The sequence below is a fragment of the Pararhizobium sp. PWRC1-1 genome, from assembly GCF_049897905.1.
Lineage (GTDB): Bacteria > Pseudomonadota > Alphaproteobacteria > Rhizobiales > Rhizobiaceae > Pararhizobium.
In genome coordinates this window covers 322,009-346,577 of the sequence record NZ_JAFCXE010000004.1, presented here as the reverse complement: position 1 = coordinate 346,577, position 24,569 = coordinate 322,009, and the positions used below count along the sequence as shown (strand labels likewise).

The 24,569-nt window shown below is 56.9% G+C and carries 27 protein-coding genes and 1 pseudogene; 6 read left to right on the top strand and 22 right to left on the bottom strand.

What is annotated here, in order from left to right; translation table 11 throughout:
- Positions 1 to 23: 23 nt before the first annotated feature.
- From ACP7E0_RS09595 to ACP7E0_RS09575, 5 genes and pseudogenes are all read right to left on the bottom strand, one after another.
- Positions 24 to 266 carry a hypothetical protein gene (locus tag ACP7E0_RS09595; RefSeq protein ID WP_426124501.1) on the bottom strand — a complete coding sequence of 81 codons (243 nt, stop codon included), beginning with the start codon at positions 264 to 266 and terminating at the stop codon, positions 24 to 26.
- The gene (locus ACP7E0_RS09590) at positions 266 to 526 is read right to left on the bottom strand and encodes a hypothetical protein (RefSeq protein ID WP_426124500.1); all 261 of its coding nucleotides are present in this window, start codon (positions 524 to 526) and stop codon (positions 266 to 268) included. Before ACP7E0_RS09590 ends, ACP7E0_RS09595 begins: the two co-directional genes overlap by 1 nt.
- Positions 527 to 587: 61 nt before the next feature.
- A pseudogene (locus ACP7E0_RS09585) lies at positions 588 to 1,538 on the bottom strand (non-homologous end-joining DNA ligase).
- A 1,227-nt stretch (positions 1,539 to 2,765) separates the two neighbouring features.
- Positions 2,766 to 3,044, bottom strand: a complete 279-nt coding sequence (locus tag ACP7E0_RS09580) for a hypothetical protein (RefSeq protein ID WP_426124498.1) — start codon at positions 3,042 to 3,044, stop codon at positions 2,766 to 2,768.
- A gap of 849 nt (positions 3,045 to 3,893) precedes the next feature.
- Positions 3,894 to 4,268 carry a transposase gene (locus ACP7E0_RS09575; protein WP_426124496.1) on the bottom strand — a complete coding sequence of 125 codons (375 nt, stop codon included), beginning with the start codon at positions 4,266 to 4,268 and terminating at the stop codon, positions 3,894 to 3,896.
- Positions 4,269 to 4,626: 358 nt separating this feature from the next.
- Here ACP7E0_RS09575 and ACP7E0_RS09570 point away from each other — a divergent pair, with 358 nt between their 5' ends.
- Positions 4,627 to 4,881: a hypothetical protein gene (locus ACP7E0_RS09570; protein ID WP_426124495.1), complete on the top strand. Its 255-nt coding sequence runs from the start codon at positions 4,627 to 4,629 to the stop codon at positions 4,879 to 4,881.
- Positions 4,882 to 4,954: 73 nt separating this feature from the next.
- On the opposite strand, the gene ACP7E0_RS09565 is transcribed toward ACP7E0_RS09570, so the two are convergent.
- From ACP7E0_RS09565 to ACP7E0_RS09505, 13 genes are read right to left on the bottom strand one after another with little or no spacing between them, the layout of a single operon-like run.
- Positions 4,955 to 7,006: a type IV secretory system conjugative DNA transfer family protein gene (locus ACP7E0_RS09565; RefSeq protein ID WP_426124494.1), complete on the bottom strand. Its 2,052-nt coding sequence runs from the start codon at positions 7,004 to 7,006 to the stop codon at positions 4,955 to 4,957.
- On the bottom strand, positions 7,003 to 8,031 hold the full coding sequence (virB11, locus tag ACP7E0_RS09560; RefSeq protein ID WP_426124493.1) for a P-type DNA transfer ATPase VirB11: 1,029 nt from the start codon (positions 8,029 to 8,031) through the stop codon (positions 7,003 to 7,005). Before virB11 ends, ACP7E0_RS09565 begins: the two co-directional genes overlap by 4 nt.
- Positions 7,997 to 9,247, bottom strand: a complete 1,251-nt coding sequence (gene virB10 / locus ACP7E0_RS09555) for a type IV secretion system protein VirB10 (protein ID WP_426124492.1) — start codon at positions 9,245 to 9,247, stop codon at positions 7,997 to 7,999. Before virB10 ends, virB11 begins: the two co-directional genes overlap by 35 nt.
- Positions 9,247 to 10,059: a P-type conjugative transfer protein VirB9 gene (virB9, locus tag ACP7E0_RS09550; RefSeq protein ID WP_426124491.1), complete on the bottom strand. Its 813-nt coding sequence runs from the start codon at positions 10,057 to 10,059 to the stop codon at positions 9,247 to 9,249. The genes virB10 and virB9 overlap by 1 nt, the downstream gene beginning before the upstream one ends.
- Positions 10,059 to 10,751 (bottom strand): virB8 family protein, encoded by a 693-nt coding sequence (locus tag ACP7E0_RS09545; RefSeq protein ID WP_426124490.1) that lies wholly within the window; start codon positions 10,749 to 10,751, stop codon positions 10,059 to 10,061. The genes virB9 and ACP7E0_RS09545 overlap by 1 nt, the downstream gene beginning before the upstream one ends.
- Positions 10,752 to 10,784: 33 nt before the next feature.
- Entirely contained in the window at positions 10,785 to 11,810 is a 1,026-nt protein-coding gene (locus ACP7E0_RS09540) for a type IV secretion system protein (RefSeq protein WP_426124489.1), read from the bottom strand.
- Between the two features lie 9 nt (positions 11,811 to 11,819).
- Positions 11,820 to 12,032: a hypothetical protein gene (locus ACP7E0_RS09535; protein ID WP_426124552.1), complete on the bottom strand. Its 213-nt coding sequence runs from the start codon at positions 12,030 to 12,032 to the stop codon at positions 11,820 to 11,822.
- Positions 12,022 to 12,723, bottom strand: coding sequence for a type IV secretion system protein (locus ACP7E0_RS09530; protein ID WP_426124488.1), 702 nt, complete (start codon positions 12,721 to 12,723; stop codon positions 12,022 to 12,024). The genes ACP7E0_RS09535 and ACP7E0_RS09530 overlap by 11 nt, the downstream gene beginning before the upstream one ends.
- Before the next feature lie 9 nt (positions 12,724 to 12,732).
- Entirely contained in the window at positions 12,733 to 13,815 is a 1,083-nt protein-coding gene (locus ACP7E0_RS09525; RefSeq protein WP_426124486.1) for a lytic transglycosylase domain-containing protein, read from the bottom strand.
- A complete protein-coding gene (locus ACP7E0_RS09520) occupies positions 13,812 to 16,226 on the bottom strand; it encodes a VirB4 family type IV secretion/conjugal transfer ATPase (protein ID WP_426124485.1) in 2,415 nt (804 codons plus the stop codon). The genes ACP7E0_RS09525 and ACP7E0_RS09520 overlap by 4 nt, the downstream gene beginning before the upstream one ends.
- Before the next feature lie 5 nt (positions 16,227 to 16,231).
- Positions 16,232 to 16,531, bottom strand: a complete 300-nt coding sequence (locus ACP7E0_RS09515; RefSeq protein ID WP_426124484.1) for a type IV secretion system protein VirB3 — start codon at positions 16,529 to 16,531, stop codon at positions 16,232 to 16,234.
- 3 nt (positions 16,532 to 16,534) lie between these two features.
- On the bottom strand, positions 16,535 to 16,873 hold the full coding sequence (locus ACP7E0_RS09510) for a TrbC/VirB2 family protein (protein ID WP_426124483.1): 339 nt from the start codon (positions 16,871 to 16,873) through the stop codon (positions 16,535 to 16,537).
- An 18-nt stretch (positions 16,874 to 16,891) separates the two neighbouring features.
- Positions 16,892 to 17,770, bottom strand: coding sequence for a lytic transglycosylase domain-containing protein (locus ACP7E0_RS09505; protein ID WP_426124482.1), 879 nt, complete (start codon positions 17,768 to 17,770; stop codon positions 16,892 to 16,894).
- A gap of 207 nt (positions 17,771 to 17,977) precedes the next feature.
- On the opposite strand from ACP7E0_RS09505, the gene ACP7E0_RS09500 reads away from it, so the two are divergent.
- The 5 genes from ACP7E0_RS09500 to ACP7E0_RS09480 all read left to right on the top strand — a co-directional run bounded on the left by ACP7E0_RS09500 (position 17,978) and on the right by ACP7E0_RS09480 (position 20,966).
- Positions 17,978 to 18,568, top strand: coding sequence for a hypothetical protein (locus tag ACP7E0_RS09500; protein WP_426124480.1), 591 nt, complete (start codon positions 17,978 to 17,980; stop codon positions 18,566 to 18,568).
- A 2-nt stretch (positions 18,569 to 18,570) separates the two neighbouring features.
- Positions 18,571 to 19,095: a thermonuclease family protein gene (locus ACP7E0_RS09495; protein WP_426124551.1), complete on the top strand. Its 525-nt coding sequence runs from the start codon at positions 18,571 to 18,573 to the stop codon at positions 19,093 to 19,095.
- A gap of 32 nt (positions 19,096 to 19,127) precedes the next feature.
- Complete coding sequence (locus ACP7E0_RS09490; protein ID WP_426124479.1) at positions 19,128 to 19,769, top strand: thermonuclease family protein; 642 nt, start codon at positions 19,128 to 19,130, stop codon at positions 19,767 to 19,769.
- 21 nt (positions 19,770 to 19,790) lie between these two features.
- A complete protein-coding gene (locus tag ACP7E0_RS09485) occupies positions 19,791 to 20,342 on the top strand; it encodes a hypothetical protein (RefSeq protein WP_426124478.1) in 552 nt (183 codons plus the stop codon).
- Between the two features lie 108 nt (positions 20,343 to 20,450).
- Positions 20,451 to 20,966 (top strand): helix-turn-helix domain-containing protein, encoded by a 516-nt coding sequence (locus ACP7E0_RS09480; protein ID WP_426124477.1) that lies wholly within the window; start codon positions 20,451 to 20,453, stop codon positions 20,964 to 20,966.
- Between the two features lie 35 nt (positions 20,967 to 21,001).
- Here the strand turns inward: ACP7E0_RS09480 and ACP7E0_RS09475 are convergent, their stop codons facing one another.
- The 4 genes from ACP7E0_RS09475 to ACP7E0_RS09460 all read right to left on the bottom strand — a co-directional run bounded on the left by ACP7E0_RS09475 (position 21,002) and on the right by ACP7E0_RS09460 (position 24,540).
- Positions 21,002 to 21,337, bottom strand: coding sequence for a hypothetical protein (locus ACP7E0_RS09475; RefSeq protein WP_426124476.1), 336 nt, complete (start codon positions 21,335 to 21,337; stop codon positions 21,002 to 21,004).
- 86 nt (positions 21,338 to 21,423) lie between these two features.
- Positions 21,424 to 22,155 (bottom strand): helix-turn-helix transcriptional regulator, encoded by a 732-nt coding sequence (locus tag ACP7E0_RS09470; protein ID WP_426124475.1) that lies wholly within the window; start codon positions 22,153 to 22,155, stop codon positions 21,424 to 21,426.
- Positions 22,156 to 22,240: 85 nt separating this feature from the next.
- Positions 22,241 to 22,903 (bottom strand): acyl-homoserine-lactone synthase, encoded by a 663-nt coding sequence (locus tag ACP7E0_RS09465; protein WP_426124474.1) that lies wholly within the window; start codon positions 22,901 to 22,903, stop codon positions 22,241 to 22,243.
- Positions 22,904 to 23,304: 401 nt separating this feature from the next.
- Positions 23,305 to 24,540 (bottom strand): CapA family protein, encoded by a 1,236-nt coding sequence (locus ACP7E0_RS09460; protein WP_426124473.1) that lies wholly within the window; start codon positions 24,538 to 24,540, stop codon positions 23,305 to 23,307.
- Positions 24,541 to 24,569 lie beyond the last annotated feature (29 nt).

The window sequence follows — 24,569 nt, the reverse complement described above, 5'->3', positions numbered from 1 at the left end:
AGCAAGACCGCATGATTGTCAGCTTAGTCTATGACCTCAGTCTCGCCATCAACCTTCGTCCACGTCAGCGACCATTCGTCCATGCTGCCCTCGTTGTGGGTATAGGTGCCATGATCATGAACCTCGGCGTCGATCGTGACGAATTCCGGAGGGGCAACACCGGGCAGGTCGAGTACACGCAGATAGTCGCGCAGCTCGTCCAGGTCGCTGATCTTTTTAATATCCTGCCGGCCAGGCTTTGATATGGTCCACGCGTAAAAGGTCATTATTCTTCCGCGCCCCCGCGCCCGTGGGTGAAGGCGCGGCCTTCATTCGTTTCCTTTGGATCGCCCTCGTTAGGATGTGGATGGTCTGCGTACAAAATCCGATTTTTCAGGACCTCCTCCATTGCGCCGATCGTTTCCATGGTGCCCCAGCCGTTAGTCGTTGCTCGATCGATTATGTTCTGAAGCGACCCGTCAACCTCTTCCTGACAGAGTATGTGACGGTCCTCGTGGGTGACCGGAAGTTTCGGGGTATTGATCATCTTGGTTCCTCCTATCGCGGGGAACCGGACTGCTGTCGAATTGTTCCACTGGGAAGGGGGTTCATTCAATCTCGTAAACATCGGCCGTGTCGGCATCATCTCGAAGCCCCTTGAACGAGGCATGGCGCAGCTTCCCACCTGTCCAAGCCCGAAACTCGATCTCGGCAACCAGTTCCGGCCTGGCATAGACGGCGTTCTTTGCCTTAAAGCGAACCGGCGGATGCTGGATCGGCAATTGGTCGAGCTGCTCTTTGAGCCTTCTGGCCACGCTGTGTTTGAAGTCGGTACCGACCGAACCGACATAAGCGAGGCTGCCAGCCTTGCGGCCCGCAAGCAACAGGCTGGCGATGGCGCCCGGGATCGTGGTCGAAGGCTCATATCCCACGACAACGAAGCTCTCGCTCTGGACGCACTTGATCTTCAGCCAGTCGCCTGTCCGTCCGCCTCGATTTCCTCTGAAAGCCGGATCGGTCCATCCTTCTCCGTCAAGACACTCTCAAGCAGCATCCGGCGCTCGGCCAGATCCATGCGCGTGATATCGTGGCCCTCGAGGTAGAGAAGGTCAAAGACATAGAAGATTGCCGCCCCAGCATTCCTCTTTCCTCCCCGGCCACCCAACGCGTTCTGCAGCGCTCCGAAATCTGAGCGGCCCTGGTCGTCGAGGACGACCGCTTCCCCATCCAGGATCATCGTTGCGGCGCCAAGGTCTTTCGCTGCCTGCTCGATCGCCGAGAACCGCGTCGTCCAGTCGTGTCCGCCTCGGGTCAGGATCCGGACCTTCGTCGGCTCCACATGGATGGCAAGCCGGTACCCATCCCATTTGATTTCAAATGCCCAGTCATCGCCTTTCGGCGGCTTGGATGCCAGAAGCGCTAGGCAGGCTTGATACGGTCCGGCATGGGGTAGAAGGTGAGACGAGGCTGACGGGGATGCGCGCGACCGACGCCCGACTTTTCAGCGGCGGATTGGGTTCGGTTCGCTGTCCGACGGGTTTCGGCGGACGTATTGCCATCGCGATATTGCGCCATAAGAATATTAAAGAGTGATTGCGATCTCTCACGGAGACCTGAATCTGGTCGGCCATCGGGCAAACTCGACTGGCAATAAAAAAGAGCCTCACCAGCAATGCTGGGAGGCTCAACAATGCCCGGAGCGTTCGAATTCTACGGTGCGCTTTTAAAATGCAGCGAACGGTTATCGTTTGTCAATCACCGTCGCGACCATATTCAGCTTATAGTTCGTGGTGACGTTGCGGACTAGCGCTCGAACTGTTCCCGATCAGTCAATTTCATAGATATCCGATTAGCTCGATAAACTATTACCATAAATCACGTTCTACAAACCTTTGATCCAATATGCCTCAAGTCCCAAGGATGCCCAGTCCATCCTCATGACTAAATCCAAAAAGACCTATTTTTTCTTTCGGCCATTCCCTGACAATATACGGAAGTTTTAGTGCTACTGTGCTCGGGACCTTACCTTAGTTTGCTTACAGTACTCTTAAGTCAGCTCTCAAACCACGCCATATTGTTGAGGGGAATCTACGGAACGGGCGAGAACCTACAAGCGTCTCAGAGATTTCGCCGGTAAAGTCTGCAAATGCTGGCCACGGCAGATTAAGGTTAAACTCGGAACTCGCTCCGATCATTTCTTCGGGAGGTACGGGCATCCAAATCATTTGAGCAGCTGCTAAAGCATGCACGTTGATTGGTCGTGTACCTCTAGCCATGGAAAAAGCTGGGTCACGCCATTTATTGATAGTTAAAACGCCTGTACGTGTTCCTGCCGCGCCGAAAAAATCCGCACGGTTTAAACTTGCTACGCAATCGTGACCGTCGGTCTGTCTTCCAAATCCTTGTGAGTCGGGACCGTTGCCTACTAATGCAACGGTTCACTGGGCCAAGAGGTCAAATGGTGACGAGCCTTCGTCATATGAAAAGTTAGTAATCGCTACAAATCCACTACTCTCTACAATAGTGTGAGGTGTAGCTGGCCGCACCAGTGCTCGAAATGCTCCGCGGAGTTCGGGTGGACCATTCTGTCATCGGTCATGATTGCGTGCCTTTGTGGTTCCGCGGCGTCATCACCCTCATGCTTCCCAGTATTCGTCGACCTTCTGCGTGCGTTGCAAGTGGGGCGCTGGCCGCATAGCCGGCGTTCTGTCTAGGGCGCACGTATGTATCGAGGAGCATCTCGACCGCCTCCGCCGACTTATGGTCACCTATCCTGGTTGAAGACCTCAGCCTTTCGCATCCAGCACAATCTTCAGTGTCCGGATCATGTCGGCCGCGTCGAGCAGAGCCGCCTTCACCTCGTCATCCGACCGGCGATCAATTGAGGCCGCGACTGTCTGTAAATCAATCACACCGTCGGCTGGCGGGATCCCTACCTCGTTGCGGCCATCGCGGATGATGACGATAGACCGCTGCAGCATCCGACCCTTCTCCAACGCCGACAGATTTCCGACCTCGTTTGCCGCACGGATCAGTTCTGCGATGAAATCGGTGTTGGGGCTCAATGGATCGTCCCCCCGGCTCGCTTGGCAAATTCAAGATTGAGTTGGGCCACCCATTTGCCGGCCTGTGCAGCGTCGAGCCTGTCCAAGACGATGTCGTTCACTGCCGTTGGCTGCCCAGTGAATACGTCATAGATGGTCCAAGAGCCATTGGAATTCTTTGCAGATCGAAGCGTTTCGGTGGGCCTAAATTCATGGGGTCAATGGTCATTGAGTAGGGGGCGGGAGTCAATCGCTGGAAAAGAAAAAGGCCGAGCTCTTGCCCGACCTTCTAACCGTCCCACAATACGTGCCAGTACATCCGTGGTCACATGCTGGGAAAGGCGTTCTTTGAGCGAGTTTCTTCAGGCGTTTCGTAGGCCCAAGAATCTCGCGCGAAATTTCTGGCAGCGTTCTCAGCACTGTCCTTGTCGTCAAATTGATCGGGCAATACGTGGCTATTGTCCCCGAGTTGCACAAGAACAGTCTTACTTATGCAGTCGTATTGAATCCGAAGATGTTCGCCCATCGTTTCCACCCTGTTGATCGGCAAAGAAACTTCAGAGCAATCGATTTGTTCCGTTCGAGGTTTACAAAAGGCGAGGTTAGGCGTTAGAGCCTGCCGGCACGGTCGAGACCTTGCCGTCGTCTCTGAGTGGAAGCCAGCCGCACAAGTAGCACGATCAGCATCCGCATCGCCTCCGCTTAGCGACAGATTAAAGTCGCATCGCCTTTGGGATGAACAACCTACAGGGCAATATTCTCCCTGGTTGTCACCAACAAAAGCCGCCATCCGTTCCAGATGGCGGCGCTAAAATGGCTCACAATAAAAACCTGCAATATGGAATGCCCGCCTCTTTCCCAAGAGTGACATCACACCACTGCTAATTGAGGGGTTTTGCAAGTTCCATTTCTGGGGGTATTGTTCGTTTTGTCTAGCAAGAGGTCAGGGCACTCACGCAAGCAGAAATGACATGCAAGCGGGAGCCGTCCACATATGGGTGCATGAGAACGTTTGCCGATCGTCTCCGCCTTCGTCGGTCGATCGCTGGCAGAAGACGAGTATATATCCGGAGCGATCTGAACCCGAACGAACGACGAGACCGCAGGCAAAGCACGCTCTTCTCTCGCCCTCTTCACCCACTTCCGAACGAGATTGGCATTGACGCCGTGTTCCAACGCCAGCCGCGAGACCGAAACGCCGGGCTCTAAACACGCTGCGAGGTCTCCCCGTCGCAACCTCCTCATGGCGACGGGGCTTTTATTACCCCGGCAGCGCGATCACCACCGACGCCAACACTAGTCGCGCGCAGCCAAATCAGGCCGCCACCTTAATCGGTGGCGGCTTTTTTGTTGGAGCGGTCACATTGACTTGTCCGCAAACGAGAACATAATAAGAACATACGAGTTCTTCAGAGGGTGCCAAAATGAGCGATGAAACCCAGACCGCCCGTTCCGCACCGGCTTCGATATCGGAGCGGACCTGCGTGCACCCTGGTTGCGTGGGATGGGGATGCTTTGGATTGGAGCGCGGCCGTGGGGGACCAAGCTACTGGTGTAAGGAACATCTTCCAGCCGACTACTGGACCCCCAGATTGGTCAACTGATGCCTCGCCATGAAGAAACGCGATCAGCGCTCCTCAAGATTTTGCGGACGTTTGGTGAAGCGCCGACGGGACTCTTTTTGATCGGCGTGCCGATGGTCGATCAAGGGTTTAGCCAAGACGAGATACTCAACGCTTTGATGTCGTTGGACCGCGAAAAGGCGATAGAGTTGGGCGGTCTACGTCGCGATCGGACCGGTTCGTGCGACCAGAAAGCCGAAGTATGCCTGACTACCGAACTGTCCTCTCCAGGATGAAAAGTAAGCGCCCATCTTCAAAGCTTGATAGCGTTGGAAGGCAGTAGGACGCGCATTACCCATATTTACATTCTCAGCGCGGAGCTAGACCAGCTCCCGACGGCTCTGATTTAAGCGCGACTTCGGCTGGGTCGGGGACTGTCTGTTTCAAGATCTCATGGATACTTATCCTGCTTCTTGCGGAGACAGCCTGCGCTAACTTTGCTTCAATCGTTTCGCGCAGGTGTTCTGCGGTTGGCTTTAAACGTGCCGCTATTTTTGCGATCGCAGGATCGGATATTTCATCGGGATCATTCGTGACCGCGGAGCTCAGCGTGTTGACGCGCGTCGTGGCACGCGCCAACCGCAACGTCTTGGCGACAACGCCAGGCTCCTTTGCATCGGTAGCCTCGTCTGTAGATCGATCTTCCTCCGCCCGCGCCGGCGCCGAGACGCCTCCATACGCCTCACCAACTGCCGGAACCCGCAACGATGTAACAAAATCCGCACCCGGAACGGCGGGCTGGTTTTCCACTGCGAACTGCGCCGCCGTGTTAAACAGGGCTTGCTCATGAAAACGAAGCTTCCGTCCAAATATGGGTCTTTGCCCTTCGACGAGCAGGATCATCCGATCCTCTGGCAACTGCCGCACCTCCTGCGGCATCATCAGGTCGCGTTCGCGGATCTGTTCGACCTTGGTCCGGCGGGGCAGGCCCATTGGTTCCAGTGTGCGAGACCCCGACTCGTAGCGGATGGTCTTCTTGCCAAGGGCGCGGGAGGCATACTCAGCCGTTGCCTGGTCGTTGGCGCCGAGAATGAGCTGCAGGCCACAATTGCCAAGGAGGGAATGGCGGGATGTTTCTCCGTAAATTTCATCCAGGCTTTTGAGATCCTGGATGATGAAAGCCATCTTAACGTTGTAGCCGGCCACGTAAGGCAGCTTGTTCATGATCTCGTCCATCCTCTTGAGCTGCCGAAACTCGTCAAGCAGGAAGTAAGCGGGCAGGGCGCCGGGATCAAAATCACGTGTGAGCAGGTCCATGCTTTGCTGGACGAACAAGGTGAGGAGCGGACGCAGAATGGTGACATCGCTGATGTTCGGCGCAAGATAGATAGAGACTGGCCGCCGGCGCATTGAAGCAAGGTCGATGTCGGTCACATTGGTCGCCGCGATGACCCGCTCGTTGCGAAAGGGTTGCATCGCCTTCTGGATGTCGAGCAACGCAGACCGGGCCGCCCGTTCATTGAGGGACATGTAGGCATTGAAGCTGTCGGTGGTAAACTTCGAGAGATCGGGTTCCTTCTCCTTGATCAGCTTCATCAAGACCTGCAGGTCAACACCTGAATTGAAGATGCTGTTCACCTCACCCAGGTTGCGGCGGTTCGTGTAGTGGCTGCTTTCCAGCACATAGCTGATCACGCCGGCAATGACTTGTTGGGCCGTTCCCTGCCAGACGGCATTATCCGAGCCTATCGTTTCCGGTATCAGAATGCTTGCCATGTTCTGGATGTCGATCGTGCGAGTGCCGCGATCGGACCGAACGAAATCCATTGGGTTCCATCGATGGGTCTTTGGAGAACCGGGAGAAAACAGAAAGACCTGGTGCCCGTTGACCTTACGATATCCCGCGGTCTGCTTGTAAATCTCGCCTTTCAGATCGGTAACGATCATCGATCCCGGAAACATCAAAGCGTTCGGGATGACATATCCCACCCCTTTTCCCGATCGAGTGGGGCCGATGATAAGATGATGTCGATCATCCAGCCGCCGCAGAATGTTGCGTCCCATCTTGCCAAAGATGTGGCCGTCCTTGCGAAACCACTTTCCGCGCCGGATGGAGGCAATGTCCTGGAACGCCGCGTCTCCGAGCGGGTTGGACGGGCGCCGCAATCCGAACATTCCGGCTCCCGTGGCAACGGCAAGTGCGGGAACGAGCGCGCCTGCGGCTGCTATCTGGAGCGCTCGATTGGTCGAATAGAGCCACAACTGCTGGATCGGCGCAAACGGGTTTTCTGTGACCGTCAACTGGAGAATGCGGCTGTCCTTGTAGACGAACTGCAAGATCAGGGCATAACCGATGATCCACACGGCAAGGGCGATCAACGCGCAAAACAGAAGATAGGCGGCAAGATAGGTCCTCGTCATGCGGCGTGCCTGGCGTAGTATATTTCCGAAACGCCCCGGCGGCCGCACTGGCGGCGCAGCTGGATCACGACCGGAATTACCATCTGGATATAGGACATAAGATCCTGCTTGGAGTAACCGGACGACATCCCGCCTTGCTGCACCATCATGGCGAGCTGTTCGTAGGCCCCGAGAGGTGTATCCGCATGCACCGTCGACATGCTGCCGGGATGACCAGTATTGATTGCCCGCAAAAACGCAAAAGCCTCGGATCCCCTGATCTCACCGACAAACAAACGATCGGGGCGCATCCGGAGCGACGCCTCCAAGAGCGACTGAATTGTCACCTGCGCCGTGCCCTGATCGCCGCGCGAGGCGAGGAGATGGACAGCGTTCTCTTGGGGCGGAAAGAGCTCTCGCGTATCCTCCAATGTCAGAATGCGTTCGAAGGGGTCGATCGTCTTGAGGCAAGCATTGAGAAAGGTCGTTTTGCCCGTCGACGTCCCGCCGCTGATCAGGATAGAGACCCGCTGCCGGATTGCGGTCTTGATGAACTCGTAAATCCGCTCGTTTCGCAGATGTTCGATGAGCGCTTGCTCGACATCGGTGAGGCCGCCGACGGCGACCGAGACCTTTTCCAGCGAACCCTTGTCTCTATATTCTTCGAGAGTGAAGTCACTGGTGACTTGCTTGCGGATGGAAATGGCGCCACCGTCGGCCGCGGCGGGCGGAAGCACAATCTGAATGCGCTCACCCGTTGGCAAGGCTGCGGAGAGGATCGGACTTGCGCGACTAATGAACTGATGCGTCGCGCCAGCGACTCGTTCGCCGATGTTTTCAATTTCGGACATGGTGAGCGCCGGAATTTCATGATGCTCCATGGCATCAGCGCCGAGGCGTTCAATATAGACGTGGCCGGGTCGATTGACCGAAATCTCCACGACGGTTGGATCGGACAAAAAAATGGAAAGAGGATCGAGCGACCGCCGCAGGAAGTAGTACGGACTATGATTAGCGGCCTCGAGTTTGGCGGATGCCTCGTTCATGCTTGATTTCCTTCAGCGCTTCCTCGACCGGATCCGGATACATCGCGGAAAAGTCGAGGTCCTGGCGGACATAGACGAAGATGCGCTCACCCTGGTGCACGCTGATCGTCGGCGGAATTTTGAGATTTTCTCCCAGTGCCTGATTGGCCATGTCGGAAAATGTCTGCGCGATCGTTTCGCGCGCGAGTTCGCCGGCGCGGTCAGCGTCTGAATCGCCGTTCCCGCTGCTCGAATAGGACCCACTGCCATAACCCGTCAAATACGAAGAGCCGGCGCCGACAATCGATAGCAGGATTGCCGATCCGAAACGTTCTCGCCATTTGTTATCGACAATACCCGTCAGGCCGGATCGCCCAAGGCGGTCGGTCCCGATGCTGTTGAGGCGGACAGTCACACCATCATCGCGTAGCAACCGGGTCCAAATAACAAATATGCGTTTCTGGCCCCGGGTCACTTCGGACTGGTACTCGCCGATCAGCCGTGTCCCGGTCGGGATCAGAATGCGGCGACCATCGAAGGAATAGACATCCTGTGAGGTGATAGCGCGGATCTGACCCGGCAGGTCGCTATTGATTGCTGTCTCGAGTATGCCGGCAATCAAAGTTCCCTCGGGGATCATAGCGTCGGTACGCTCGATCTGCCGGGCTTTGGCTGATCGGTCTCCAATTGCGGCGGCAGACGCCAGAAACTTGCTGTTCCGATCTTCCCCCGCGACTGTTGGTCCCCCTTCGGTGCTACCTGCACCCAGGCTGTCGGGGCCATTGTCGCCCTTGGTCGCGTCAATCACCACCTGCTTTGACAGGAACCGTTTTGGAAACTCCTCGACCAGTTCGGGCTGCAGAGGTGTTTCGTCATTCGTCGCGACGACCCCGGGGGGAGGGGGAACCTCGAACTTCGTCGTGTCGGACGCTTCCTCCCTTTTCTCCTCGGCCGGCGGATCGGGTAGTTGGATGATTGGATCAGGGTCTTTTTCCGGTTGCTTGTCTCCATCGCGCAGGAACGACGGCGGTCGGAAGGTCGTCGTTGTGAACTCTTCGTCGCCTCTGATACTCTCTGGCCTGTGCTGCTCAGGCGCAAACACGACGACATAGGCCACCGCCGCTCCGCCGAAAAGCAGGGCAGCGCCGCCCACAAGTTGTTTTCGTCGGGCGCGTGTGTCTCTGACGGCGGCCTCGTCGCCTGCTAGCATCGCCTCGAGTTCTGGAGACCGCTGCATCAGTTTCCACTCCTTCGGCGCGTTTTTGCCGTCTTGTCCAGGCTTGGTGCCATGATATCGGGGTCGGGAGCCCCAAAATCGGGTTTTCTCAGATTGAAAATGCAGGTCCACTGGTTGCCGTCGCGCAGCGTGTACTGGGTCGCGGTCCCATCGACGACGATGTATTCGCCCTCACGCCGGAAGTTCCGAAGGGTCTCCGAGAAGTCGGCATTGACTGCAAAGATCGCCGGCACGGTCGCGCCGAATTTGAAAAACGTTTTCTTGCCGTCGTCGAACACCATCGATGGCTTCAGCTTGCCATCTCCGGAAAACGAATAATCGATATTGACGTTGGCCTTATCGATATTGGCCATGTTCGGATTGGCGGCCCGTGCTTCGGCCTCCTTGCGCAGGGAGGCGTTCAGATCCTTTTCAGGATAGACGAACCGGATGCCAAAAACCTTTTTGCCGTCTTCCGGCGCGTAGTCGTTGAGCTCGAGATAATAGATCCGTTTCGTGGTCACCACATTCATGTTGGTGGTCACCTGTCTGGCTTTCGGTTTGACGAAGAGAATATTGCCCCTGTCCGTTGGCACCACATCCCAGCTCTCGGTATCGCCGAGGGCAACCGTCTCGAACGTTTCGTCCTCGTCGAAAATGATCATCGTCGAAATACCGTAGGTGGCGAAGACGCGCACGACGTTGTTTGGCTGGTACACGACGCTTGTGACGCGAGGGTCGAGCCGGCCAGACGTTGGCGTCTGCGCAGCAAAGGCGGGTGAGAATGAACCGAGTGCCGTCAGAGTGGCAATGAGACGGATGCGCGGGATCATCAGCGGCTTCCCTCGGTTACAGTCTCCTGGTCGCGGCGATAATCGTAAACCTGGAATCCGAGCGGGTTTTCAAAACGCCATTCATTGGTTGCGGGCGTGTCGGTATAGCGATAGCGCACGACAGCGATCCAGTGGCGCGGAATGGTCTCTGTTTCGGATTGCTCGACGGTCGTGAAGCGGACGATCCCGGTGCTGGCGTTGGGGAAGGTGACTGAGGCGATCTCCGTCGTCACGCGCGTGTTGCGCCCGTACACTTTTGCAGGGTTCTGCAGATTGGCGGCGCTATAGAGATCCTGTAGCTGACGCGCGGCATTGCCTGTCGAAAGAAGTGCCGCAACTGCGAAATTCTGCTCGATCGCAAATGGGTCGTAGCCTTCGCGTGAGCGGATGTATCGGACGATATTGGCCTGTGTGATGGCCTGCTGCTCGGTCAGGCTTGCCGGTCGTGTCAGGCCGGTCTTGACCTCGATATAACCCGTATTCCTGTCGACCTCGACGATATAGGGTTCAAAGCTCTTCAACGGCACCAGCATGGCAAGCGTCGCCAGGCTAACAAGCGTGATTGCACCGAAGATGGTGGTGACAAACCATGCAAGCGCTCGTGATCGGTTGGCTTTCCTGACGACTTCCTGTTCCCAGATGTCGCCGCTCTGGTAATACGTTCGCAAGCGCTCATCATTCGTCTCTGCCATTGCCCCTCGTGCCCTTTAACTATGTAAACCCGCTTAAGCAGGCGTACTGTTCTGAGTGATCTTCGTTTGCATCGCAGCCTTGGTCCCGGATTGATCATTGTCCGGGCCAGACCGGTGCCGATCGCGAAGTCCACGGCCGCCGCGGTAACCGCCGCGGCCCGCAGACCCAGCTGCGCGCGCGGCCGCCAAAGGGGTGGTTACACCCAGCTTTTTGGCTATCCCGGTGCCGAACGATCCAACCCCGGATGAAATACCGCCGGCGATGCCCTGGCCGATCGACTGCACATACAGCATGACAAAGGCACCGGCCGCGCACAAAAGCAGGAACCCGGCGGTATCAGCCAGGGTGAGCGTTCTGGAGCCACTGGCTGCGTCGATCTTGGTCAGTTCCGGATTCATCGCAGCAATCAGAAACGACGCGACGACATAAATGAACAGGGGGATCAGCGCATAGGTGAGGACCTGGTTGAACCAGCCGACGCCATAGCCACGGGTCTTCTCGAACAGCATGCAGGCGATGAAAATAGGTGCCGTGCCGATCAGGACCCACAACATGACCTTGGCCAGGATCAGGATCGCCAACGCAACGGCAATGAAGATCCCCGCGCCGACCATGACCAACACGCCGATCATGCTGGGCAGGATCGAAAAGTAGCCTGATTGTTCGGCGAACGCCGACCCGGCCTGATTGGCGGTTCGCCAGATCTGCGAAAGCCCGTTGGTGGGCTCAGTAATTCCCGTCCCGGAGGCGGCAAGGATTGCGCGTCCGACATCCTCTGGCGTGTCGTTGATCCACTGATAAAGCAGGGTGTTGAAGTTTGCCCATGAATTGACCAGGGCGAGAATGATCATCATGCGAACGATGCGGCCGACAATGTCCGACACGCCGATGCGCGCAGTCCCAAGGAAAAGCTGCAGGCCGTAATAGGCGACGTAAGCAACAAGCATGATCTGCAGGAGCGGCATGATCTCCTGGCCGACAACGGTGTAGGCCTGCTCGGAGAACGACGTTCCCGAATCCTCGATGCGCTGAAGCAGATCTCCCAGAAAGTCTTCCATGGCAGGCCCTTATTCCAATCCGATCGCAGCAAAAGCGACCGCCGCGTCATTCACCCCTTCCATCGGCCCGCAGCTTTGCCGCGGGTCGTGCGCATAGGGCGTGAGTTCCGCCGGTCGTTTGCACGGGGCGGTCTTTTCCTTGACGGTTCCACAGCCTGTCAGGAGAGCCACTGCAACCAAGAAGCCCAAGGGGAGAAACCTCGCAATGCCTCTAATCGCCATAGGCAAGCGCTTTCTTGCTGTTGGAAATGTCGGTCAACCGCCGTTGGTTATCGGCTTGCAGAGCTGACACCGCGCCGTTCATCACGCCGATCATTTCGTTGAGCGTCAGGCCAGATTGGACCTGCAACTGCGTATTTTGAACGATAGAACCTTTGATATCCTCGGCCGTGCCGATCTTTTGGCCTGCGGCCTCGAAGGCACTTCGCCGCGTTACCATCGCCTTTTGCGATCCGTTGATCAGGGCGGAAACGCCAAGAACGGTGCTGACGAGTTGCTCGTAGGATTTGTCGCCAGAAAAGGTGCTGTTTTCCTTGCCCGACAGAGATTTTACCAACTGAAGGCCATTGATGAAGGTGGTCGCGACTTTCGAGACGTCCCCACCCATATTCCCGAAGTCCGGAACGCCGCCCTTGATAAGGCTGTCCAGAGACGGCATCGACGCAACGCTAAAGCCCTGGCCGATCGCAAGGTTCTGCAGCGGTTGAGACGTACTGCCCCGATCGCCGGTGACGGCCTTCAGAGTATCCTCAACGGTCTTTAATATGTTCGAATTGGTGTCGAGGATCTTGGCGGTTGTCTCCGCCGTCTCTTTGGCGATCTCATAGTTCTTCTTGTCGATCACCGGCACATCGGCATGGGCGACGCCAAGTGGCAAAAAGGCGAGTGCAGCAGTCATTGTTATAAGCTTCATGATTGGCTCCTATTGCGGTTGCAGCATCAGTTGGACCTTTGCGCTGTCTTCCCGTTTTTCGACGCAGGCCCGTTGCGCGGGATCCCAGGTTAGGTTTTGCCCCGGGTCGCACAGACCCGTAGTGTCGCGAGGCGGATCCTTGCCGTTGTCGTTCGATGATGACCGCGACGAACTGGATATGTTGGAGGTCGTAACGGCGTTGCGCGAATTGATAAGGTCGGCCATGGCAGTGCCAAACTTGATGACATTGTTGATCATTTCGAGATTGGCGTTGCGCACTGTGGAATTGTGGTCCCAGCTATCCTGAATGGTACCGGTGTGCAGCCCGGCCAGCTGCTGATACCAGCTTCCCACATTTGACAGACTTTCTGAGGTCGCCATGGTCGTGCCCATGGAGCGCAGCGTGGAACCCCGCATGCTGGTATAGGCTGTCTCGCCACCGCCGAAGTTCAGCGGTATTCCTGACTTGTCTGACCCGCCAAAGGCCGGCAACCAGTCCTGCGTGATGCTGCGCACATACCCTTGGGTTTCCTTGAATGGAGGAATACCGCCATATTTGCTGACGTTGCCGGCGCCGGAATTGTAGGCGGCCAGCGCCAGGGCCACGTTCCCATTGTAATGCTGCAATTGCTGCCGGTAGTACCGGGCACCACCCCGCAGGTTCTCTTCGATATTGTGCTCGTTCACGCCCAGCTCGGCCGCGGTCCCCGGCATCAGCTGCGCCAGGCCTGTGGCACCGACGGGTGATTTGGCGCAAGGGTTGAACCGGCTCTCCTGGTAGACCAGCGCCAAAAACTCGTTTTCATCAACGCCCTGTTCACGGGCGACACGGCGTACGAGGCCGGAGATTTCAGCGTTTTGCTCGGCAGCGCCAACCGGATCGTTGCGGCGGGATGGCCGGTACATCGAGCATGTAACCGACGTGTTGATCGTATGACGATCCTTGTCGATCGTTTCGATTTTGCGCGTCGTCCCCCCGCGCGCGGCGTCTTCTTGCAAAACCGTCTTGTCGGTTACGGGAACATCCGCCCAGGCGATCCCGGGGATTTCGATCACCGCGCCAACCAACAAAGGGAGTGCGAAAGGCTTCATGGCCACGCCTCCCATCCGCAAAAGCGGGGTAGCCATGTGAGAGGGTCATCACCGAGCGCATCTCTCAGGCGCGCGCATTCCTCGATGGTTTCCTTGCGTCCAGACAGGACCTTGACCACATCGGGCATGGCATTGAGGTCAAGCCTGGCAATGACGCTGTCACTGCCGTGTTTGATCAGGAAAGTCCGCTTTTCAGGGGGCGTCGTCCGGATGAAGTTGAATTCCTTCACCGTCAAACCAAAGCGCCTGATGTAACTCTCTTCGTCCGCGCGGGGATTGGGAAAGTGGATGTTGGTGGACGATTGCTCGATCAATGTGTGCGATGCTGGCGCCCGCGCAATATCCGGCGCCGACTGGGTGCCGAACCCGACGATGCCGTTCAGCTTGCGGATCGTCTTCATCTTGTCGACGATATAGTCGCTGAACGTCGCATCCCGCAAAAGGCGCCAGCCTTCGTCCATGAAGATCATCACCGGCCGGCCGTCCAGCAGCTCGTCTAGGCGATGGAAAATATACATCAGCGCCGGCGTCCTGAGCTCCTCTTTGTCGAGGATGCTCGTCATGTCGAAGCCGAATATCCGTTGCTTGGAAAAGGTAAGAACGTCGTGCGGCGCATTGAAAAGCCATGCCTTCTCGCCGTCGATCCATGGCCTTAGTCGGGCGCTCAGGTCATTCGGGCCGGCGCGGGCGCGACCGATCAAAAGACCGGAGAGGTTTGCAAGGTTTCTCTGGGCTGCCGGCTCCTGCATCAGCCGCAGCAGGGCTCTTTCGAGAAGGTCTTCCTCTTCCTGGTCGAAGTCATGGCCATCGCTGCGAGCGAGCATCGACTTGAGCAAACGAAGGAGAAATTCGCGGTTGGGTCCCGTGTCTTCCAGCTGGAGCGGATTGAATCCTGTCGACGTGCCGGGGGTCAGCACCTCGTAGGCTCCGTTCATCGCCCGCACGAAGATCTCGCCGCCTCTATCCTTGTCGAAGAAAACGGCTTTAGGCGCCGGTTGGACGCGAAAAGCTTGGGCCAACAGGAAGGTCAAGACGACGGTCTTGCCTGAGCCCGTTGGTCCGGTCACCAGGAAATGGCCAATGTCCCTGCGGTGAAAATTGAACCAGTAGGGTGTCTGGCTGGTCGTCTCCAGGATGGTGATGGGTGTGCTCCAGTGGGTGCTCTCTTTCTGGCCGGTGGCAAAATTGTGCATCGATGACAGACCGGCATAATTGGCGCTGGAGAGAAGCGCCTTTCGGGCGATGTAACTGTGATTGCCGGGAAGCTGCGCCCAGAACCCTGCCTCCAGATTGAGGTCCTCTCGCAACCAGTTGACGTTCATATCCGTGAGGCAGGCGCCGAGGTCGGAGACAGACTTGTTGATGCCATCCAGATCGCGAGACAGGCATAACAGGGTCATGTGATGGAGGCCAAAGACCGCCTCCTGGTTCATCAGGCTGTTCAGTGCAAAGTCAATATCGTTTTCAACATCGCTACCGGCCTCATCTGAGGCCGCGATCTGCCGCTTCAGTCGCGAAATGCGCTCCTGTGCGATCGGCTTGTCGGCGATGGTGAAGGACTGCGTCAGGATGAATTCATGGTTGACCTGCAGCACACCATCCAGCATGCCGGGACCCGTGAAGGGAGGATATTCCTTGATCGACACCATCGCCCCGTAGCGGTCGTCGTCTTTCGTCGGTCCCTGGGCCTGCATCGTGCGTCTGGAAAAATGCAGCCGCGCGCTTCCGACGTAGTTCGAAATGCTCATGCGGGGCAGGCGCATCCGACGGGGAGTGCCGCAGCTCAGGATCGCCTGGAAGAACTCGCACGGCTCGGAATACGGTTCTTGCCCGCGATGAACAATGCCGAGCGGCCGGGCCCCGTATTTCTGAAGATCCTTGCAGATGTTGCCGACAAGTTCCTCAAGTTCGCTTACCGGCTCCCGCAGCTGGTCGTCGGCCGCATCGCGCGAGCCCGCCTGGTCGAAAAGGCGCCTAACCTTATCTCCGAGAGCAAGCGTACCGCGCATTCCAGACCGTATGACACTCAGGTAGAGTTCGTTGGTGAACATGCGCTTTTCGCTCAACTGCGCCATGTAACGACGATTGAGCATATCGCAGAACGGTTCGTCGAACCGGCCGTCCAGGTCGCTGTTGACCTGACGCCGGATCACGGTCGACCAAAGAGCAAAGCGGCTGGATCCGAGCGCCCTGATCATCGTGTTTTGCACGACGGACCGCATGTTGAGCTCGGCCTGATCCTCCGTCTGAAAAAACAGCCCGTCGAGGCGAATAACCGAGAGCAGTGCGCCACTCTCAAGCTTGACGACGGAGTCGGCGACATGCCGCAGATAGGGGATATGCTTGGCCATTGTCTTTTCGCGGCTGAGTCTGTCTCCAAACCCAAGTTCTTCTCGGATGAGCTTCAGCATGAGGGTCACGGTCCGTAAGAGTTGGTACCCCAAAAGGATTTGTTGGGCGTCCTGGGTGTTAGGCGTGTTGCGACCTGCAACACGTCGAGGATCCGGCTGTCCCACGTGCACAGCGTGAACAGGCTCAGGTAGGCGACAGGGGCAGTCAGCAACGCCCATACGGTGTTGGTCGCGAGCCAGGCTATGATTGTCAGGCCGATGACCATCACCACTGCCATATACGGAACGCCCCACAGTGTCGGTGACCGGGTCAAGCCGATGATCAAGGGGGTCAGAACCGGTCTGTCATCTTCGAACTCTGCCATCTGTCAGCTCCCGACCGTTGACATCAGCTCGTCGACAATGGCCGGCGCCCCGAAGACAAGTCCGATACCGAGAACGACTGCACCGGCGGTAAACCAGCTCAACCGACCGGCGAAAGCCAGGAAGCCCAAGCCGATGACGGCAATGATTGCGATCAAACGACCAAATGGACCGGTGATGAAGTCGACAACGGCCTGCACAACGGTGAGAAGGGGCGCAAATGCCTGATTGGTTGCCTGTGCCATGGCGACGTCGGCCATGACGAATTGCGACGCTATGAGCACAGACAGGATCGCGGCGACCTTCAATGCCTTCGTGTGTTCGGGAGAATGGCTGGCTTTCATTCTACGTCTCCTTTGCGTTCAAAACTGCATGACGCCCTTGACGAACCGGCTGCCCCGCGCCCCGATCACGTCACTGGTCACTTCGTCGGAAAGGGCGGATGCGCTGGGCGCGGCGACCCCGAGCGCCGAAGACGTCCGAGGCATCTGCAAGCCCATGTGATGATTGATGACCGCCGCCACATAGCGAACGGCCTCTGGGAACGGCGGGACACCACCATGGTCGTAGACGGCCCGCGCGCCAGCGTTGTACGCTGCGACGGCAAGGATCGGGTTCTGGAACTCGTCGAGCATCAGCTTGAGGTGACGGACGCCGCGGTCGATATTGGATGCCGGATCGCAGATATCGTGGACGCCAAGTCCAAGTGCGGCGCGGGGAATGATTTGCATCCCTCCAAGCGCGCCCTGGTCGCTGTTACGGGTTTGGTCGAACCGGCTTTCCGCCCAAACAATCGCCTTTGCCAGCCCCGGATCGACGCCGTAAGTCTGCGCAGTTTTCCCGACGAGGACCTCGATCTCTGTGGCGGTCATCGCAGATGACCCGCATTCGTCATTCGGTTGCGGAGCTGCTGATAGATCTGAATATTGTGTGTTCATATTGAGATCGGGGTTTGCGTCGGATCTGCTATCTGAATGGATAGCTTTCAACTTCGAAGCTTTCGCTAATTCCGCACTGATTATGTTCATTGTTGCTCCGTTCGGAATCTTATCAATCCGCCCCGACGGCGCGACCTCGAACTGGTCTTTCTGAAGCTGGTCCTCTGGATAAAATCCGAAAGCGACGGTTTCCAGTGATCCCAGGTTCTCGGTAGAAAACCGTTTGGTATCAAATGAATAAGATGGAAACGCCCAGGCGGCAAAGAGAGTAGCTACGAATGAGGCTGACAATAATTTCAACACGAAATGGCCCTCTCTAACGTGCGCTTCTGATTCAGGCGTGGAATGGAAAACTCGATATTCATTCAGACGGGAAGCGCTTTTTCATTTGATTTATGAACGTTTCGTGTTCATATCTACATCGAAATTTCCGAGTCGAAAAGCAAAAAATTTCTTTCTGAGGTTGCATTCATGTTAACAAGACGAGTAACAGTCCAACTGACAGTGCCAATGCTCGCGGTTTTGGTTTCCGTCGTCGCGGCGCCCTGCTTGGCAGCAGGGGCGATCGACCCGGCCTATGTGAAGTCGATGGCGGCCCCGGGTAAAACTGTTCTGATCGTTGAGTACTATGATCCGAACGGGAAGGTCGTCGACAGAATGGGCTTTGCCTCGGCACAGGGCTTTGGTGTCAAAACGCCGGTTGATATTGCCATCGACACAAAGACCGGTTTGCACCTCTATGGGCTGGAGCCCTGTACCGGCGACATGGTCAACCAGAGAGAGGGGTTCGCCGGGACTTGTGCCGACTACGCGCGGGAGCAGCTGGAGATCATGGTCAAGACAGCCAAGGTGCTTTTTTGCCGGGCGTTTCTGACCGAGCGCGATGCGCCACTGCAGGACGCCACATGCTTTGGATACTACTATTATCCAGGGTCTTTGGATTCCGTCGCCAATCTTGAAGAGCAGCTCGTCTCGCTGGGTGCACTTCGCCTGTCGAAGAAGGCCGATGGCACGCCGATGCGCCCGGATCTCGCCAAGGCTGAAAAGATCGGTAGGAGTGGCTTCGGTATGTGGGCCGATCCGAGAGTTCAAAAACAATGACGATGCGATTGCTTGGCGCCTTGACCCTGGCATTCTCGACCGCTCACGCCGTCGCCGCAGCGCCAGCCGGCTACTTCGACTTCGCCACCGGGACGGTGCTTGAGGCGGGCGACACCTGGGTCTCTGCCGGCAAGCGATACCGTCTCTACGGCCTGCAGTCTTGCGTTCGCGGTACGTCCTACACCGACATGCGGGGAAACAGGCGGGATTGCGGAGACGCTTCAATCGCCGTGCTTGTGAAGGATACCAGCCCGGTTTGCGCTCTGGTTGCCGGACACACAGATATGACCTTCGCGGTCTGCTACGCCTCGGTTGGCGGCCAGAGGCTCGATCTTGCCATGGTGATGATCGCGCAAGGCTATGGCTTTGCGAGCCTCGATAGAGAGGGGAGACCGATCTCTGTCGCTTACGCCGTAGCGGAGCAGAATGCCCGGGCGGCACGACGCGGCCTATGGCAGTTCGACGACGTACAGCATCCCGCCATCTTGTTGAGCCGTGTGGCCAGGAACCGGGGTGTGTCGCCATGACCCGCGGTACTGTCCTTGCCGTGGCGATTTCTATGACGCTCCATGACAGCTCCGGCGCTGCCGACTTCCTGGCTGGCGGTTCGCCTGTTTCTTCTCAGTCCTCCCTGCCGATGGTGGTGACCGGTCGGGTCGCTGTTGTCGATGGACGCACGCTCTGGTTCCCTGTTGACCGGATTATTGTTCGATTGGCTGGCATAGACAGTTGCGAACTGGTGCAATGGTCATTTGATCCCCGCGGCACTTCGGCAACGGCTGCCTCGCTTGCCCCGGTTCCATGCGGTGCATTGGCAAAGGCGTGGCTGAAAAGGGCGATTGGAAACCGCCCCGTCAGGTGTGACGTGCTTGCAAATGGCGACCCGCTTGAAGGTAACGGCGTGTGCAAAGCCGGCGGCCGGGATTTGGCGCTCGAAATGCTCCGGGTTGGATGGGCAAAAGTAAGCACGACTGGTCGGCGCGGTGAGCGTTACATTCGGGCGCAACATTCCGCGATGACAGCGCGATACGGGATGTGGAGCACCTATGTGCTCGATATGCAGGAGTGGCGCCAGAAAGCCATCGACAAGACGTTGGGGCGCAAACCGCAGGCCGACATAAACCTTCTCCGGGATCGCAACACCGAGATATCGCCACCCTTCGTGGATGCCCGACGCCAACCGAACGACCGGACTCGATAGTTTCTACAACGGAGGCTCCCCATGAAATACCGTCTTGCAACGCTCATTGCCCTCGCGTCTACTGGCTTTACTGCAGCGACTGCAGATGCCAGCGAATGGGGTTGCGAGGTCCTGCTGTGTGCGGCCTCCTCCAACCCGTCATGGCGTGGCGTAAAAAGCTGCCACCCGCCAATGGAAAGGCTTATCTCGGCGATGAAGAAGCCCGGGTTTTCTTGGCCAACATGCCCCGAGGGAGGTGCTGGCGCGCCGGGTTACGAGAAATACGCGGAGTGCCCGGCGGGATGGACGCCAACAGCCGGAGACGATGATCAACGACCACGTGCTGAACGCGGCCAGTCGCGGTGCATGCGAGCCGTAAACCAGTGCAACGGGCGAAAGCGCTTCGTCGGGTCGTCCAACGGCGGTGGAACCGAGATCACGGCAGATGGCGTAACGCGCGTTTTTTCGCGAACGAATACCTGCTCTTATATCGAGTACACGGCGCGGCCGCTGCGCTCCGATCCCTACTACTTCGACATAAAACATGAGGCGAGCGGCCAATCGAGCCGCTTCTGGTTTAACTTGGACCATTGATCAGTTTTGGAGAAATCATCGGCATGCGGCGAGAAGCGCGCGCCACAGGAACAATCATGATATGCGACGAAGTGCGTAGCTTTCGGCGTAAAACATGATGTATGCTTCTTGCGCGATGTCTGGATCAAATGGAATATGAGTAAGAATTTAGATAGCCATATTGAAGAACTCGGGCTGGTGAAAACCACTGACCCAGAGAATGAAAAGCCCGTCTTTCGGCGCCAAGGACCGAACGGGATGTCGACTTTTGAGGAGCTCGACGCCAAACTGGGAGAAGAGCTGCGCAAAAGCCGCCAGGAAAAAGGCCTGAGCAGAGCGGACCTTGCGACGCTTGTGGGGCTGAGCGAGCAAGTCTATGGCCGCTATGAACGGAGTTCCTCCAAAATGCAGGTGAGTAGGTTGATTCACCTGAGTGAGATCCTTGGGGTTTCACCACTGGGAATGCTCTTTGCTGCCGCTCCACACATATGGGGCAAGACGCAAGAGGAATCGGAAGCCAGGTTCCGCATGATGAAAATGTTAGACGAGATGCCCGCCCAGACGATGTCATCGATTGCCGCGTTACTTCAGGCGGTCGCTGGTCTCCAGGACAGCACCGGCGATACTAAAAATCCAGTTGAGTAAGCCATTCGCTCCGTGTCCTGAACACGAATCCGGTTTTATCGAAGGTGCACAATGGAATTCATCATGGTAGCCATCTCTTGTCGATCCAATGAGATCTGCGCACTGGCGATGAAATGCGCCATGTAGAGGAACTTGGTCTGCGCTTCGATTGCCGAGCCTGGTCTCCAGTGTATGATTGCCGAGCGCACAATGCCTTCTTCGGTCTGCGCGTCATCGAGTTCCGCGCCGACCCTTTGGTCGCCGCGGTCAGCCATCTGCCGTAGGGTCCTGACAGTCGAAATGGCCTTTGCGTGAGACTCAGCCAGATGCCAGAAGGCAGTGGAGGAGTATTTATCCATCGCCTGTTCTTCAATAGGTTCTGTGCTCGGCATATTTCGACCTGACCTCCAATCTTCGACAATATCAGCGTTTCCACGGAAACGAGCCGTCCAACGCGGCGCTGGTATGGACGTTTCAATCAAACCTGAATGAGTTCACCGGCTACCGCTCGTCCGATAGCTTGGGATGTCGTTGATACCCCGAGCTTGCGTTTAGCGGTCCGCAAATAGAGGCGAACCGCACTTTCGGAAAGTTGGAGTTCCGCGGCGATCTGTTTTGCCAGTCGTCCATTCGCGATCATATTGATGCACTGGAGCTCGCGTCTCGACAATCTCTTCCCGGCTCCATTATTACGCAGCCCCGAGGTCGTGAGAGCTTTCTCGTGCAAGTAGTGCGACAGGATTTGCAGATCGACCATGCAATCCGCGCGCAGGTGACGCCACTCGCTTTCACGCAGGTTGGACGTCGCTGAAAACAAGGAGCGCTCCCCTTGCGGACCACGGACGGGAATCGTCAGGCCAAATCGACCCACTCCGAACGAATGGGCTTGTCGGAAGAAACGGATGGTCTCGCGACTGGCGTGATCGAGAAGTGACCAGTCAACAGGCAAGAACCCAGTCCGGCTCAAATTCACAACGGGATCAAGATCAAAGAAGTTTTCCCTGGTATAGAAATCCACCCACTCCCGAGAGTATGTCAACAGCATCATTGGGTGCCTGGCATTGCCAGCCCCCAAGCTGACAACGTGAAAGACAAGATGCGCTAGGCCATAGCAATCCCGTATATGTGAAACAGTACCCTGCAAATCGTCCACGCTTGATGCCGCATCGAGGATACTGAGAGCGTGTTTCAGTAAAGAACGCTTGGCCATTCCACAATCTCCCCGTGCTCCACACGTCTCCATGAGATCTACCATGAGTGGAGTGGTGAGAGGTGTACAAAAGTTTGTGATGACGTCATCCAGCACGACCAACCCTTGCATTTGTTCGAACGGATTTGTCGTTGTGCAGAGAACACTGAAACGCGAGAGTTTCGAGGCCGCACATCCTCACCCGATTGCACAAGTGATCGCGGATGGTTGGATTGACGTCCCACATGCCACAGCAGATGTTTCCAAATCGCGGCCAAGAAGTGGAAAGCACTCGGGGCGACCAGCCGAGCCGCTTATAGACACGCTGCATCGGAAGCTCATAGACGCCAACGATGCCTTGAATGTTAAACTCGTGCGCTAAGTCACACAAACCGCACAGAAGTTGTAGGGCGATGTTCCTTGATTTCGGCATCCTGTCACCGGCGCCGGCATGAACACAAAACCGCGTGCATTCCCACACTGTGGGGCTCTCAATGTTTACCGGTTCCCGAAACATCAACGCAAACTCCCTCTTGAGCATTGTCGGTCCCGTGGTCGGCAACACCCTCAAAGATCCAAGGACGTTTCCAGTGTTGTCGAGTGATATCAGATAGAGGGGATCCCCGCTTCGATCGTACAGATCGAATTCCTTGCCGTCGATGACGTCAACATTCCAGTTCATCCGGTCGCGGAAAACCCTCGCTCTCCCGCGCAGCATCTCGTTGTACGCTCGATCATGCTGATCACGCTTAGTCAGTAATTTTAACATCGTGCCCTCACCGTCAGCGCAGAGCAATAAGGGTGCCGATGTCTGTCACATTCGACAATCTGACAACTTTGATAGATTGACTGCACTAGCCTTCGTGATTCACGAAACGCTGAAAACGTCAGTCCTATCCATGCTCGATTACAAAGGTGGTCTGGAACGCCGTCGAGTTAGGGCAGCTAGCGGCGATCTCGTCGCTAGCTGCCGGATCGTGGCGTTTGCAAAAGACTCCAACATCCAACATCGCGCATAAGCGGCCTGAACGCTGAGTGTAGGCGCGCCTGTTGATCTGGCTGACAATCTGGCCGACGTCCGAGGCGAGAAGGCCGCCACCTACGTCAGGCCAATCACACAGGCATGCCCTCAAGTTCCGAGGACCTCTGCCTTCCGCGCTGGAGCCCTGCCTAAATCTTCCACACGGCGGTGTTCCCGGATATCTCGATCTTAGTGCCGACCTTCGCTGAATGCTCTTGAAAGCGCTGCAATATCCTCTCGGCGTCATCGCCGCGGGCGAGTTCCGGCACAAGGCGTTGTTCCAAAACGTCAGTCCGTGACGGTTCGGCGCCGCCAATAACGATCGGATGGAAGGACATTCCGACGAGCTTGCCATCCTCGCCAAACGAGCATAGCCCGATCACGCTCTCCCAGACTTCCCGAGCCATCCAAGGCGATTTCTCGGATCTTACGTGGAAGATGAAATTGCCCAGGCTATAGAAGATTGGCCGTTGACGGTATATTTCGACCGGCTGGAGAACGGGAGCACCATGGCTGACGAACATGGCGGCGCCTGCATCGATGCATTTTTTCGCAAACGCGCCTACCCATTCGGGAACCTGATACCAGTCCGAGGCCCAGTGGTGGTGATGCAGGTAGGCAATGACGAGGTAGCTTTCCTTCGCTGCGGACGTGATTGCTGCGAGGTTTCGCGCTGCGTCGACCTCATCGACCGTGACGTTTCGGCCGACTCTATCGGAGCGCCTGAAAATAGCGCGAGCGATACTGATTTCGGCTTCGAGCTCGACGTAAGGAGCATCGTCTGGCTGGCTGTCGTTGCCGAGATCCATCCTGGTGTAGCCGACCTTGTCACGGACCTTTCGCAACTCTTCAAAAGCGTGGTCGTCCACGTCGATAACCTTGGACACCCTCAGCCGGTTCACACCCGGACGTTCGGGACGACCAGGAGCGGCGTCTCCAGCATACATAAAATCCGGTCCCGGTCCTGCATCCATGGCCACGAGGGCCACCTTCCTGCCGCCAAACGACCCTTTGCCAGCGCGCGCCGCCGCAGTGTGGTTGCGCCCGATGCCGGCGTGAAGGAAACCGCGCCTTTCGACTTCTTCCGAGGTTGAAAGGATCCCCGAAGGTCCCAGGTCGAAAGCATGATTGTTGGACAGTGAAAGGGCCTGAAATCCCAAGGCTTGAAGGGAGTCAAGAACGACCGGTTGGCTGCATCCGAAGAACGATCCTTTCATCGGCCATCCGCCATGGCTTCCAAGGATCGTGCTTTCGAAGTTGGTGAAAGAGAGGTCCGCTTGACCAAGGACCTCACGCGCGTCTCGAAATCCCGGCGTCTCTACACCGCGAATGTCGTGTTTGATAAGTGATTGCCCGGTTACGGCGATTTTGAATGTGTTCGTCATGACAGACCTCTTTTTCACAGCGGGCAGCC

Excerpts from the sequence above, each read along its gene's own strand:
- ACP7E0_RS09595 (WP_426124501.1), bottom strand. The coding sequence starts at position 266 with ATGACCTTTTACGCGTGGACCATATCAAAGCCTGGCCGGCAGGATATT.
- ACP7E0_RS09590 (WP_426124500.1), bottom strand. The coding sequence starts at position 526 with ATGATCAATACCCCGAAACTTCCGGTCACCCACGAGGACCGTCACATA.
- ACP7E0_RS09575 (WP_426124496.1), bottom strand. The coding sequence starts at position 4,268 with ATGAGGAGGTTGCGACGGGGAGACCTCGCAGCGTGTTTAGAGCCCGGC.
- ACP7E0_RS09570 (WP_426124495.1), top strand. The coding sequence starts at position 4,627 with ATGCCTCGCCATGAAGAAACGCGATCAGCGCTCCTCAAGATTTTGCGG.
- ACP7E0_RS09565 (WP_426124494.1), bottom strand. The coding sequence starts at position 7,006 with ATGACGAGGACCTATCTTGCCGCCTATCTTCTGTTTTGCGCGTTGATC.
- virB11 (WP_426124493.1), bottom strand. The coding sequence starts at position 8,031 with ATGAACGAGGCATCCGCCAAACTCGAGGCCGCTAATCATAGTCCGTAC.
- virB10 (WP_426124492.1), bottom strand. The coding sequence starts at position 9,247 with ATGCAGCGGTCTCCAGAACTCGAGGCGATGCTAGCAGGCGACGAGGCC.
- virB9 (WP_426124491.1), bottom strand. The coding sequence starts at position 10,059 with ATGATCCCGCGCATCCGTCTCATTGCCACTCTGACGGCACTCGGTTCA.
- ACP7E0_RS09545 (WP_426124490.1), bottom strand. The coding sequence starts at position 10,751 with ATGGCAGAGACGAATGATGAGCGCTTGCGAACGTATTACCAGAGCGGC.
- ACP7E0_RS09540 (WP_426124489.1), bottom strand. The coding sequence starts at position 11,810 with ATGGAAGACTTTCTGGGAGATCTGCTTCAGCGCATCGAGGATTCGGGA.
- ACP7E0_RS09535 (WP_426124552.1), bottom strand. The coding sequence starts at position 12,032 with ATGGCGATTAGAGGCATTGCGAGGTTTCTCCCCTTGGGCTTCTTGGTT.
- ACP7E0_RS09530 (WP_426124488.1), bottom strand. The coding sequence starts at position 12,723 with ATGAAGCTTATAACAATGACTGCTGCACTCGCCTTTTTGCCACTTGGC.
- ACP7E0_RS09525 (WP_426124486.1), bottom strand. The coding sequence starts at position 13,815 with ATGAAGCCTTTCGCACTCCCTTTGTTGGTTGGCGCGGTGATCGAAATC.
- ACP7E0_RS09520 (WP_426124485.1), bottom strand. The coding sequence starts at position 16,226 with ATGCTGAAGCTCATCCGAGAAGAACTTGGGTTTGGAGACAGACTCAGC.
- ACP7E0_RS09515 (WP_426124484.1), bottom strand. The coding sequence starts at position 16,531 with ATGGCAGAGTTCGAAGATGACAGACCGGTTCTGACCCCCTTGATCATC.
- ACP7E0_RS09510 (WP_426124483.1), bottom strand. The coding sequence starts at position 16,873 with ATGAAAGCCAGCCATTCTCCCGAACACACGAAGGCATTGAAGGTCGCC.
- ACP7E0_RS09500 (WP_426124480.1), top strand. The coding sequence starts at position 17,978 with ATGCTCGCGGTTTTGGTTTCCGTCGTCGCGGCGCCCTGCTTGGCAGCA.
- ACP7E0_RS09495 (WP_426124551.1), top strand. The coding sequence starts at position 18,571 with ATGCGATTGCTTGGCGCCTTGACCCTGGCATTCTCGACCGCTCACGCC.
- ACP7E0_RS09490 (WP_426124479.1), top strand. The coding sequence starts at position 19,128 with ATGACGCTCCATGACAGCTCCGGCGCTGCCGACTTCCTGGCTGGCGGT.
- ACP7E0_RS09485 (WP_426124478.1), top strand. The coding sequence starts at position 19,791 with ATGAAATACCGTCTTGCAACGCTCATTGCCCTCGCGTCTACTGGCTTT.
- ACP7E0_RS09475 (WP_426124476.1), bottom strand. The coding sequence starts at position 21,337 with ATGCCGAGCACAGAACCTATTGAAGAACAGGCGATGGATAAATACTCC.
- ACP7E0_RS09470 (WP_426124475.1), bottom strand. The coding sequence starts at position 22,155 with ATGGCCAAGCGTTCTTTACTGAAACACGCTCTCAGTATCCTCGATGCG.
- ACP7E0_RS09465 (WP_426124474.1), bottom strand. The coding sequence starts at position 22,903 with ATGTTAAAATTACTGACTAAGCGTGATCAGCATGATCGAGCGTACAAC.
- ACP7E0_RS09460 (WP_426124473.1), bottom strand. The coding sequence starts at position 24,540 with ATGACGAACACATTCAAAATCGCCGTAACCGGGCAATCACTTATCAAA.